Source organism: Kitasatospora sp. NBC_00070, assembly GCF_045041205.1.
Taxonomy (GTDB): domain Bacteria; phylum Actinomycetota; class Actinomycetes; order Streptomycetales; family Streptomycetaceae; genus Kitasatospora.
Genome location: NZ_CP108247.1, coordinates 3,961,760 through 3,974,045 on the forward strand (window position 1 = coordinate 3,961,760; position 12,286 = coordinate 3,974,045).

Sequence of the window (12,286 nt, forward strand, 5' to 3'; positions counted from 1 at the left end):
TTCGGGGGAGCCGGGCCGTTTCGCGTTCGGTCTTCGTGTCGGGCCTTCGTGCTCAGGCCCGGACGGCGCCGGTGACCAGCCAGTGCCCGGTCCTGACCCGGAGGCAGAGGAAGGCGGCCCGGCTCAGCATGAACAGGTTCATCGCCCACCAGAGCGCGGCCAGCCCGCCGCCCAGTGCCGGGACCAGCAGGGCCACCGGGGCGAACACCGCGAAGGTGCCCAGGCCAGCCCAGGCCAGGTAGCGACCGTCCCCGGCGCCCATCAGCACCCCGTCCAGCACGAACACCACCCCGGCCACCGGCTCGGTCAGCGCGACCAGCAGCAGGACGTCGGAGAGCTGCTGCCGGACCACCGGGTCGGCGCTGAACAGCGGGACGTACAGCGGACGGGTCAGCACCAGCAGCAGCCCGAGCAGCACCCCCACCAGCAGGCCCCACTCGATCATCCGACGGGTGGCCGCCCGGGTGCCCGGCACGTCGGCGGCGCCCAGGTAGCGGCCGATGATGGCCTGGCCGGCGATCGCGATCGCGTCCAGCACGAAGGCCAGGAACACCCAGATGGTCATGGCGATCTGATGGGCCGCCACCTGGACGTCGCCGAGCGTGGCGGCCACCGCGGTGGCGATCATCAGCACCCCGCGCAGGCTGAGCGTCCGGACCAGCAGCGGGCCGCCGGCCCGGGCGCAGGCGCGGATGCCGGGCAGGTCGGGCCGGAGCCCGGCCCCCTCCCGGCGGGCGCCCCGGACCACCACGAGGACGTACACCGCGGCCATCCCGGTCTGCGCCAGCACGGTGCCCCAGGCCGACCCGGCGACGCCGAGCCCGGCCCCGTACACCAGGGCGAGGTTCAGCAGCAGATTGGCCGCGAAGCCGGCGATCGCCACCCGGAGCGGGGTGCGGGTGTCCTGCAGCCCGCGCAGCACGCCGGTGGCGGCCAGCACCAGCAGCACCGCCGGGATACCGAGGGCGCTGATCCGCAGGTAGCTGACGGCGTATGGGGCCGCGGTCGGCGAGGCGCCGAGCAGGTCCACCGCGAGCGGGGCGAACGGGACGGTGAGCGCCACCACGCCGACCGACAGCAGCAGCGCCAGCCAGATCCCGTCGATGCCCTGCTGGACGGCGGCCCGGCGGTCGCCCGCCCCGATCCGGCGGGCCACCGCCGCGGTGGTCGCGTAGGCCAGGAAGACGAACACGCCGGTGACGGTGGAGAGCACGGCGCCGGCGATGCCGAGGCCGGCCAGCTGGGCGGTGCCGAGGTGGCCGACGATGGCGGAGTCGGCCATCAGGAAGAGCGGTTCGGCGACCAGTGCGCCGAACGCGGGGACCGCCAGTGCGAGGATCTCCCGGTCGTGTCGGCGGCGGGTGACGGCGGCGGGTTTCATGCCAGCAAGGCTACTCATCCACAGGTAATGGGCACAAGAGCTAATGGACTATTACTCGAAACGCTGAGCGACTGGTCGGGTAGGGCTTCCGGGCCGCCGTCCGGGCGGTTGTGTGAAGAATTTCTCATGCACAGCCGGTCGAGGAGATCATCCCAGGTCAGAACTGGTGCGATGAACAGCTGTGCGGGTTGTCCACAGTGGGGTCCACAGAGTTGTGCACAGGATTGCGGGAGTTCTCCACAGGTATGGGCCCGTCGTCCACACGCCCTGTGGATAACCATCTTGGCCGATCGGTACCCGGCGCCTTAGCGTTGGTCGCTCTCGGGCGATTTGTCGGTGCGGTGGCGTAAGAAGGAGGACCACCCCCATTCGCTCCGCCTGGCAACAACTCGCACCACTCGCTGATCGGGGAAGACGCGTGACCGGCCCCCAGTACGACGACCAAGACGCCCCTCCGCCGGAGGACGACTGGCAGCCGTCCGACGACGCCTTCCCGCCGGGCCCGGCGGACTTCCCGGACGGCCCCGGCGACCGTCTCCCGGTCAGCCGGAAGAGCGAGGGCGGCGGCTCCTTCGGCAAGGGTGGCTTCCAGCGCAACGGCAAGCGCAAGGAGTCCAATACGGACTCGGCCGAGGAGCGGGCCGGGTCGGATGCCTTCGAGCGGGTGCCGCCGCAGGACCTCGCGGCCGAGCAGTCCGTGCTCGGCGGCATGCTGCTGTCCAAGGACGCCATCGCCGACGTGGTCGAGGTGCTCAAGCCGCTCGACTACTACCGCCCGGCCCACGAGCTGATCCACAGCGCCATCCTCGACCTCTACGCCCGCGGCGAGCCGGCCGACCCGATCACCGTCGCCAGCGAGCTCACCAAGCGCGGCGAGCTGGTCCGGGTCGGTGGCCCCGGCTACCTGCACACCCTGGTCAACTCCGTCCCGACGGCGGCCAACGCCGAGTACTACGCCCAGATCGTGCACGAGCGCGCGGTGCTCCGCCGCCTGGTCGAGGCCGGCACCCGGATCGCCGGGATGGGCTACGCCGCCGAGGGCGACGTCGACGAGATCGTGAACGCCGCGCAGGCCGAGATCTACGCCGTCACCGAGCAGCGCACCAGCGAGGACTACGCCCCGCTCGCCGACATCATGGAGGGCGCCCTCGACGAGATCGAGGCGATCGGGTCCCGGCAGGGCCAGATGTCCGGCGTCCCCACCGGCTTCGCCGACCTGGACGCGCTCACCAACGGGCTGCACCCGGGCCAGATGATCGTCATCGCGGCCCGTCCCGCGATGGGCAAGTCGACCCTGGCACTGGACTTCTCCCGGGCCTGTTCGATCACCAACGGTCTGCCCAGCGTGATCTTCTCGCTCGAAATGGGGCGCAACGAGATCGCCATGCGACTGCTCTCGGCCGAGGCGCGGGTGGCCCTGCACCACATGCGGTCCGGCAACATGACCGACGACGACTGGACCAGGGTGGCCCGGCGGATGCCGGACGTGACCGCCGCCCCGCTCTACATCGACGACTCGCCCAACCTGTCGATGATGGAGATCCGGGCCAAGTGCCGCCGGCTGAAGCAGCGTCAGGACCTCAAGCTGGTGGTCATCGACTACCTCCAGCTGATGCAGTCGGGTGGCTCCCGCCGGGCCGAGAGCCGGCAGCAGGAGGTCTCCGACATGTCCCGAAACCTCAAGCTGCTGGCCAAGGAGCTCGAAGTCCCGGTCATCGCGCTCTCCCAGCTGAACCGTGGCCCCGAGCAGCGCACCGACAAGAAGCCGATGGTCTCCGACCTCCGCGAGTCCGGCTCGATCGAGCAGGACGCCGACATGGTCATCCTGCTGCACCGTGAGGACGCCTACGAGAAGGAGTCCCCCCGAGCCGGCGAGGCCGACCTGATCGTCGCCAAGCACCGTAACGGCCCCACCGCGACCATCACGGTCGCCTTCCAGGGCCACTACTCCCGCTTCGTCGACATGACCCGGGACGTCACCTGATCCCTGTAGGGTCCGCGATTTCGTGAGCAATATCGGCTGATCATGAGCACTCGACGAGCAATGGCGGTACTGGGTGAGCAATGGCCCAGCATCAGATGCTCTCGCTAACGAGTCCCGAAGTCCGACAGACGAGGGCCACAAGACGTACTGAGGCGGGCACGCCAATGCCCGCCTCAGTCGAGGGTCGATACGCAACCCGTGATCACACACCGAGCGTATGACCCTCACTGCCAGGCCGCCTAGCGGCACCACACGTGAGGAGAACAACATGGCGATTCAGATCACAGCTGTCCGGCTTTCGGGCGGCGACAAGCACGAGCACATCGTCCACCTGTGGTGGACGGATCGGGCTGACGGGAAGGTCGGCGACAACTCGCGGGCCTCGATCGTCGCGTGGATCGAGACCGGCGGAAAGGCCTACACCGACGACGGTCGGGGAAACCGTGCTGACGTTGCCGTCGTCACGCCCAAGCAGGGTGAGAAGTACCTTCGGACTCACGCCGACGGCAAGTGGAGCGACAACCTGCTGGCGCTTCCTCGACGCTAGCCTCGGCCTTTCACGGCGGGCACTGTCCGACGGGTGATCAGAAAAGAGAAAAGTGCTTCTGACCTGCAACGATGGGACTTGTCTAGGGTCCAGTCAGCTGCGTGGAAAGAAGCACTTCTCAGGTGAACAGTATCGGGTCGTATCCGCGTGTTCGCGTCGAGGGCAACGGTCGTGGGGTGGTCTCGCAGTCCGGTGCCGTGCTGCTGGTCGAGACGGCCCGCAAGGTGGGGCTGGATGCGGCGATATCGACGGCGCTGGTGCCGTGGCGCAAGGCGCGTGTGGTCCATGATCCCGGCAAGATCCTGCTGGATGTCGCGCTCGCGGTGGCCCTTGGCGGGGACTGCCTGGCTGATGTCGCGATGCTGCGGGCCGAGCCCGCCGTGTTCGGCCCGGTGGCCTCCGATCCGACCGTCTCCCGTCTGGTCGACACCCTCGCCGCGGCCGGGCCCCGCGCACTCGCGGCGATCCGTCGGGCGCGGGCCGAAGTCCGCGAGCGGGCCTGGCGGTTGGCCGGCGAGGCGGCCCCGGACGCGGGCGGCGAGGTGACCGTGGACATCGACGGAGTGCTGGTCCTCGCGCACTCCGAGAAGCAGGACGCCGCCAAAACCTGGAAGAAGACGTTCGGGCACCACCCACTGTTCGCGTTCGTCGACCACGGCCGCGAGGGGTCCGGGGAACCGGTGGCGGGCCTGCTGAGGCCGGGGAACGCCGGCAGCAACACGGCCGCCGACCACATCGAAGCGGCCCGGACGGCGCTGGCCCAGCTCCCGAAGAAGTACCGGCGCGGACGCCGAACCCTGATCCGCACCGACTCCGCCGGCGGCACCCACGACTTCCTGAACTGGCTCACCACACGCGGCCGGTGGCTGTCCTACTCGGTGGGGATGACCATCACCGGCGGCATCCACCAGGCCGTGCTGAAGATCCCGGCCTCTGCCTGGACCCCCGCAGTCGAACCCGGCGGAGAGATCCGCGACGGCGCCTGGGTCGCCGAACTCGCAGGCGACGTCCTGAGCGGCTGGCCGAAGGGGATGCGGCTGATCGTCCGCAAGGAACGGCCGCACCCCGGCGCGCAGTTGCGCTTCACCGACGCCGACGGCATGCGGCTGACCTGCTTCGCCACCAACACCACCCACGCCCCGATCGCCCGCCTGGAGCTGCGGCACCGCCAGCGGGCCCGCGCCGAGGACCGCATCCGCGCCGCCCGCGACACCGGACTGCGCAACCTGCCCCTCCACCGGTTCGCGCAGAACCAGGTCTGGCTGGAGATCGTCCAGCTCGCACTCGACCTGCTCGCCTGGATGCCCATGCTCGCCCTGACCGGCACCGCCCGCCGCTGGGAACCCAAACGCCTACGGCTGCGGCTGTTCTCCGCCGCCGCCCAGCTCGTCACCACCGGCCGCTGCCGCTACCTCCGCCTGGCCCGCCACTGGCCCTGGACCGACACGATCACCAGCGCGTTCGCACGCCTACACGCCCTGCCAGACCCCGGCTGACCAGCGATAACGCCCCACCCCGACGAGCACTCGACCACTTCCGGAGCTGTGGAACCCGGCGCCCACCCGACGCGACAGCCGGGCCCTCGGCATTTCTACAGGCAGAAAACCCAGCCCGGACAAGCAGAAACGACCCGCCAGCCAAACTGACGAGCCGTCATGCAAGATCGAGGCTAGTGGCGAGCGGGCGGGGCGATCGCATCGCCCCGCCCGACTCGATGATGAGCTGGCTGGGCGGCGGACCCCTGAGCTCCAGTTCAGGGCCCAGGGGTCCGCCACCTGCTGCTGCAGTCAGGCGGTGTGAGCTTCGACAGGAAAGATGGTGAGCAGTATCGACTGATCATGAGCACCAGATGATCAATGTCGATACAGGGTGAGCGACGAGGCGGACCTCCTCGGACAGAAGATGAGCTACTCCGATCTCTCCCGATTTCGGATGCTCGGCTGCTTTTACAGTCGCGCACATGTCCGGACAAGCTGGAGAGAAGCGCCGTCTTGGCGGTGGAGAACCGATCGCCTGGGTCCGCTATGAGGACGGCGGCGTCCTCGCATACGACGTTGCACTCCTCCGGCTGCAGGACCTTCACCATTCCGAGCCGTGGAGGCAGGTCCGCTCCCGGCACGGTGACAAGCACTTCTCTGGTGCCTACGCCTCAACGACCATGGGGAAGTTGGTGGTGCATGAGAGCCGGCTGGAGCTCGCCCGGTTGCTGCTGGCGGACTTCGATCCGTTGGTGCGCCACATCTACGCACAGCCGTTTCGCCTGGTGGCACGGGTCGGAGGGCGGACCCGGCATCACGTCCCGGACTACCTGCTTGTGTCGACGACGGGTACGGCTCGGCTGGTGAACGTGAAGCCGGCGGAGCGCTTGACGGACCCGAAGATTGCGGAGGCGCTGGCCTGGCCTGGTGAGATCGCCGAGCGGCGCGGCTGGGAGTACGAGATCTGGTCGGGGGCCGACGTCGTACTCCTGGCGAACGTCCGCTTCCTGGCTGGGTATCGGCGCCCGGGTGTCGTTCCGCAAGAGGACGTCGACCGGGCCTGGGCGGGCGTGCGCGATGGTGAGCAACTGGCTGACGCTGAGTTGCGGCTGGCGGAGGGCCGCCCGAGGTATCAGGCGAGGCCGTCGTTGCTGGCCTTGCTGTGGTCGGGAAAGTTGACCACTGATCTGACGCGTCCGCTGTCCGGCGAGTCGGTGCTTCGGAGGACGATGTGAGCGGATGGACGACGACCTTGCGCCCGGGCCTGCCGCTGACCTTCGACGGCGAGCAGTTCACTGTTGCCGAGATCGAGGGCCGCAGGGTGCTGCTACAGCAAGTGGGGGTCCTGGGGGAGCCGAAGTGGCGGCAGGTGGACACCGCGATGCTGCTGTCACATCCCACAACCCGCATCCTTCTCGATACGCCGGAGCCGGAGACTGCCGTTGCGACGGTACTGGGCACGCTGAGCGAGGACGAGGACGATGCGCTGACGGTGAAGTACCGGCATGTCCAGGAGGTGCTCACGGGATACCGGCTGGGCTGCGCTGAACTGGCCCTGGAGGGTGAGCCGCGACCCGCATACGCCTCAGGGGTTCCCATGATGCGGCGATATGCGGCGAAGGCCAACGAACTGGGGGTGGGCGAGAGCACGGTCCGCCGATGGGCTGCGTTGGCTGAGTCTGGCCCCGCCGGACTGGTGAAGGAACGTCCCACGACGGACGTGCTGGACCGGGCTGATCCCCGATGGCTCGATGCGGCCCGAGAAGCGGTCGCCCGTTACGTCAAGGCCAGCCGTCCGGTCCGCGACCTGCTACTTCTGGAAATCGAGGAACGACTCGCCGAGAAGCAACGCGACGCCGACAAGAACGGCGAGGACGCCGAGAAAGTCCCCTCACCTGCACGGACCACCGCATACGCGATTTTGCGGGCGCTGGATCGGGGCACGAACGCGTTCACTGGCAGCACGAAGGGGAAGCGATCGATCGCGAACCGCCCGCAGGGCGCCTACGGGAGACTGCGGGCGACCCGTCCGGGTGAGTACGTCATCTTGGATACCAACACCCTGGATGTCTTCGCGATGGAGCCGGTGACCTGCCGCTGGGTGCAGTGCGAGCTCACGATCGCCATGGACCTCTACGACCGCTGCATCACTGGCCTACGGCTGACCCCGGTGTCAACGAAGGCGGTTGACGTGGCTGGCGTGTTGTTCGAGACGGTCCGCCCACACAGCCCAGTCAGGTCCGGAAGTGCGGAGGCTCTGCCGTACTGCGGTATCCCGGCCAACGTGGTGGTCGACCCCCGCAAGCTGGTGGACGCCGCAGTAAACGGTCTGCCGCTGCTGCCAAGCGTCGCGGCGGAGACCATCGTCTTCGACCACGGCAAGATCTACCTGTCGAACCACATCCGCAGCGTCTGCGAGAAGTTCAATATCTCCCTGCAGCCGGCCCGGCCCTACACCCCTACCGACAAGCCGATCGAACGCTGGTTCAGGACCCTGCGTGAGGGACTCCTCGCGGCGCTCCCGGGCTACAAGGGACCGGACGTCCACAGCCGGGGCGAGAAGGTGGAGGAGGAAGCGTTCTTCTTCATCGACGAGCTCGAGGCGATCATTCGCGAATGGATCGTCCTGGTCTATCACCGGCGCCACCACCGCGGGTTGGTGATCCCCGAGTTCCCGAAGCTGAAGCTGAGCCCGCTGGAGATGCTGGAGCACGGCATCAACCGGGCAGGCCCGCTGACCATCCCGATCCGCCCGGACACGGTCTACGAGTTTCTGGAGGAGGCATACGTCACCATCCAGCACTACGGGGTGCAGCACGACACTCTGATCTATAACGGGGACGCCCTCAACGACTTCCGCAACAAGCCCAGTTCAGTGCGCGGGCCGGAAGCAGGAAAGTGGCCCATCGCGATCGATTCCGGAGACGTCACCCAGGTCTACTTCCAGGATCCGCAGGACAAGAGGTGGCACTCGCTCAAGTGGGAGCATGCTGCGGCCATGGACGGCCCGGTCAGCCGCGAGGCCGCTGGCTACGCGCGAAGGCTCGCCACGAAGACCCATCGCTTTCCTGACACCCGGCGCGCCCTGGTCGAGCTGCTGGACCGGTGGGGAGCCGGGCTGACGGCCGGGGCCGCCGAGCGGCGGATGGCCGTGCGCCTCTCCCAACAGCGTCTGCGCCTGCTCGGGCAGGGGCAGGCAACGGACGATGCTGCGGCACTGCCCACGGCCCGGCGAGTTGCAGCGCTTTACGCCGACACCGTTCAGTCGCCGCGGGTCGTGGAGGGCTCCATCGAGCCGGATCCGGCTCTCACCGGGGCGGAGGACCTCGGCGGGGACGACGACGAGGACGAGGAGTGCGACGCTCCATTCCCTGGCGACGATCAGGTGTCGCTGGCGGAGGAAGAAGACTTCTACGCCGACGCCTGGGAGAGCCGGTGAGTACAGAACCGGGGCGGGACTGTTTCGAAGGCGACGACCGGCAGTACTCGCCGACTCGGCTCAAGGGCTTGCTGGACTTCGTCTACGGCGCTGACCGGGCCAAGCCCGAGCACTTGACCAAGGCCGAGAGAACCGCGCTGTCCGCGCAGGACCTGGTGCGCTACGACGATCGGCGTGTGGTCTGGCACGCCAACATCGGCCCGATCAAGACGCCTCAGCTGTTGGAGCTCCACGACGATCTCACCGAGATCGTCGACTCCAACCGGCACGACGGCGACAAGGCCAAGCCCGCCGTCCTGGTGGATGCCTATCCCGGCCTGGGAAAGAGCACCGCAATCCTCGACTACGCCCGCGATTACTATCGCCGCCAGGTCGCCCTGCGAGGCGAGACCACACCTGACGGCCAACGTCGTGTACCGCTCATCTACGTCGCACTGACCGGGAACACCCACATCCGAGGGTTGAACGCCGCCATCTGCCGCTTCTACGGTCTCCCCGACCGCGGTGATGCCGACACGCTCGCCGAACGCGCCAAGGACGCAGTCCTGACGATGAAAACGGCCGTCTTCATCGTCGACGACATCCACTTCCTGGCCCCGTCCCACACCAATGCCAATGCCGTCCGGATGGCCAACCACCTCAAGTTCCTCTCCAACACCTTCCCGGTCACTCTCATTTACGTCGGTGTCGGGGTGCGGCAGCGGGGCATCCTGACAGAGGGACACGCCCCGGAGCAGATGCTGTTCGCGCAGTTCGGACGCCGGACCACGCCGCTGACCCTGCGGCCCTTCCAAGTCGAGGACGAGCAAGGACGACAGGAGTGGCGCCGGCTCCTACTGTCGATCGAGCGTCAACTTGTGCTCTCCGAGCTGTATCCGGGCATGCTCGCCGACAACCTCAGCGACTACCTGTTCGCCCGCTCCAGCGGTCACTTCGCCTCACTCATGGCCTTGATCAACCGCGGCTGCCTGCGAGCCATCCGCACTGGATACGAGCGGCTCGACACCGAACTCATGGACAAGGTGAAGAACGACGCGGCAGCAGAGGACGCCAGACGGGAACTTGTCGCAGCGATCGAGGCCGGATTGCTGACCTCCCGGCCAAAGAACCGGACTCCGCGGAGACGGACCGCCTGATGACCTGGTCACCGGACCGCATGCCGATATTCGTACCGCCGATTCCCGGCGAAGCCCTGGACAGCTGGATCGAGGCCTACGCCTTCCGGCTCAGAATCAACGCCTCAGGCCTGCTGAGTTTTCTCAACCTCAACCGCTCCCAGACCCGCCGCATGGTGGTAGCGCTGACCGAACACGAGCTCGGAGCACTCTCGCGTGCCACCGGGGTAGCGCCGGCGGATCTGACCCGGATGACGCTCAGTCCGCAGGACGGGATCTCCATCGCCATCCGCCCCCAGACACGCGGTCTCGCCCGCTCGCCGACTTGGCGCGGAACCAGCGGCAGCCGGTACTGCCCCTCCTGCCTCCACGAGACAGGAGACCGGTGGCAGTTGAGATGGCGCCTGCCCTGGTCCTTCGCCTGCCGCCAGCACAGCCTGTTGCTTCTCGACACCTGCCCGGCCTGCGAAGCCCGCCCCCTCCCCGCCAGCCGCCATGGACATGCACCCAGCCTCGGGCGAATCCAGTGCACGCACCCACTGGGAGACAGTCCCGCAGTGAGCGTTCCAGGAGGCGGGGCAGTGATAGCGGCACAGGCCCGAATCGACGAGATCCTCGACGCAGGCGACCCCGAGTCCGCGCGCGGAACACTCCACGATCTCTACACCCTCGCCTGGAAAGCCCTAGCCGTCCTCCACTCGAACCGAATGGAACTCCCGGACCTGCTGGGTGACGCACTACGAGAGCTCGACCGTGCACCCATCCTCTTGCTCCACGGCCTAGGTTCCGAGGACGCCGCGACCGCCGCAACCGGCACAGTGATCGCCCTAGCTGCCTACGACGATCAGACACCCGGCAGCAGCGTCGTCCTGAACTGGATCACACAAGGAGACCGGCAGCGCTTCGTCACGGCTACTCCGTCCAACGTCCTCCGCACGTATCGACGCCTCAGCCCGCCGCTGATGTCCCGCGTGCTGGCGTCACTCGACCCGGGTCTGCAACCGCACCACCGGCTCCGCTACGGAACAGCCACTTCAAACCCCGCCATCCCCAAGGCATCACGAGCGGACCTTCGGCGCCGGGCCACCATGATCCCGAAGTTGATGTGGCCTTCCTGGACGATCCGACTTGCCGACAGCACCGCCCCCAACTACCAGCCCTACCCCCAGCGGTGGACGCTCTCGTCACTCCTCCTCGTGGCACGAGCCCCTGTCTCATTCGCCCATCCACACGCATGCGCCATGCTCGGCATCCCCACCAGCAAGAGGGCAGTGCAGATGCTGCTCGGGCCGCAGGACGAAGGGCACAATGCGGTCGTGTCGGCCGTGGCCCAGCTTGCCGCCGGCCTGGACAGCGAAGGCTCCCCCATCAACTATGAGCGCCGCCGGGCTCTCTTCGGAGGACCCGATGCTGCTGTACGGCTCGACAGCGAACTCCATCGGGACCTCTGCAAGCGCCAGGGCTGGAGACCACCGGGCGCGCGCCACCTCCGGCTGCTCGACCTCTACCTTCGCTCTCTCCTGACCGGATCAGACCTGACCAGCCTGGCGGGCAGGAGAATGGACTCTCCCACGGTCTGTACGGGCTGGAACGTGTTGCGATTCCGCATGGATCCCGCCATCCGACAACTCATCGTGCGACAAGCACAGGCGGCGCTCGATGATCAGGGCATCACCAATGAACCCATCTTCTGGGAGCCGCCGGTCGAGTGGGTCACGGGCGTCACGTCGTGGCCTGGGCAGGACTCCGATGGCCTGGACGAGGTCCTACGTCGTATCGAGGGCGCTGATGCTTCCCTCGCCGAGGTCGCGGCAGCAACCGGGCTGAGTTTTGAGAACGTCCGGTTGTACTGCGATGCAACCGGAACAACCTTCCCCGAACTCCCCAGGCAAGACAGGCGGCCGAACGATCCCACGCCGCGGGTCGGAGACCTCGGAGCGGACCGGCTCCGCGAGCTCTATGTGGAACAGCAGCTGTCGATCGCCAAGATCGCCAAACTCATCGGCACCAGCACCAGCGTCGTCCGTGGAGAGCTCACCAGAACTGGTGTCACGCTCCACCAGCAAGGGCGTCGAAGAGAGCACTTCATCGACAGGAAATGGTTCGAGCACGAGTACCTCGGCAGAAGAAGGACCCTTGTCGAGCTGGCAGCCGAGTGCGGAGCGAGCCACTCAACCCTGGCGCGCGCTGCCGCGGGATGGGGTATCCCGCTTCGCCCCCGAGGCGCTCAGCCACGGCTCAAAGTACAGAACCAACCGGAGCCTTGAGTAACGGCCCGTTCGATGTCGGAGCGGAGTGGCATGCTGCGGAGCGCGTGTCCTGATTCGAACGGAGCAGCCACT

General features: G+C 67.7%; 8 protein-coding genes. 7 read left to right on the forward strand and 1 reads right to left on the reverse strand.

Annotated features, from left to right (window positions below; genetic code table 11):
- Window positions 1–52: 52 nt before the first annotated feature.
- A complete protein-coding gene (locus OHV05_RS18360; protein ID WP_405018649.1) occupies window positions 53–1,381 on the reverse strand; it encodes an MATE family efflux transporter in 1,329 nt (442 codons plus the stop codon).
- Between the two features lie 418 nt (window positions 1,382–1,799).
- Here OHV05_RS18360 and dnaB point away from each other — a divergent pair, with 418 nt between their 5' ends.
- From dnaB to OHV05_RS18395, 7 genes are all read left to right on the forward strand, one after another.
- On the forward strand, window positions 1,800–3,365 hold the full coding sequence (gene dnaB / locus OHV05_RS18365) for a replicative DNA helicase (RefSeq protein WP_405018650.1): 1,566 nt from the start codon (window positions 1,800–1,802) through the stop codon (window positions 3,363–3,365).
- A 268-nt stretch (window positions 3,366–3,633) separates the two neighbouring features.
- The gene (locus OHV05_RS18370) at window positions 3,634–3,912 is read left to right on the forward strand and encodes a DUF3892 domain-containing protein (RefSeq protein ID WP_405018651.1); all 279 of its coding nucleotides are present in this window, start codon (window positions 3,634–3,636) and stop codon (window positions 3,910–3,912) included.
- 122 nt (window positions 3,913–4,034) lie between these two features.
- Entirely contained in the window at window positions 4,035–5,408 is a 1,374-nt protein-coding gene (locus OHV05_RS18375; protein ID WP_405016188.1) for an IS1380 family transposase, read from the forward strand.
- A gap of 464 nt (window positions 5,409–5,872) precedes the next feature.
- The gene (locus OHV05_RS18380; protein WP_405018652.1) at window positions 5,873–6,625 is read left to right on the forward strand and encodes a TnsA-like heteromeric transposase endonuclease subunit; all 753 of its coding nucleotides are present in this window, start codon (window positions 5,873–5,875) and stop codon (window positions 6,623–6,625) included.
- Window positions 6,622–8,829, forward strand: coding sequence for an integrase (locus OHV05_RS18385; protein WP_405018653.1), 2,208 nt, complete (start codon window positions 6,622–6,624; stop codon window positions 8,827–8,829). Before OHV05_RS18380 ends, OHV05_RS18385 begins: the two co-directional genes overlap by 4 nt.
- On the forward strand, window positions 8,826–9,965 hold the full coding sequence (locus OHV05_RS18390) for an ATP-binding protein (RefSeq protein WP_405018654.1): 1,140 nt from the start codon (window positions 8,826–8,828) through the stop codon (window positions 9,963–9,965). The genes OHV05_RS18385 and OHV05_RS18390 overlap by 4 nt, the downstream gene beginning before the upstream one ends.
- On the forward strand, window positions 9,965–12,211 hold the full coding sequence (locus OHV05_RS18395) for a TniQ family protein (protein WP_405018655.1): 2,247 nt from the start codon (window positions 9,965–9,967) through the stop codon (window positions 12,209–12,211). The genes OHV05_RS18390 and OHV05_RS18395 overlap by 1 nt, the downstream gene beginning before the upstream one ends.
- Window positions 12,212–12,286: the final 75 nt, after the last annotated feature.

Excerpts from the sequence above, each read along its gene's own strand:
- OHV05_RS18370 (WP_405018651.1), top strand. The coding sequence starts at position 3,634 with ATGGCGATTCAGATCACAGCTGTCCGGCTTTCGGGCGGCGACAAGCAC.
- OHV05_RS18360 (WP_405018649.1), bottom strand. The coding sequence starts at position 1,381 with ATGAAACCCGCCGCCGTCACCCGCCGCCGACACGACCGGGAGATCCTC.
- OHV05_RS18380 (WP_405018652.1), top strand. The coding sequence starts at position 5,873 with ATGTCCGGACAAGCTGGAGAGAAGCGCCGTCTTGGCGGTGGAGAACCG.
- OHV05_RS18395 (WP_405018655.1), top strand. The coding sequence starts at position 9,965 with ATGACCTGGTCACCGGACCGCATGCCGATATTCGTACCGCCGATTCCC.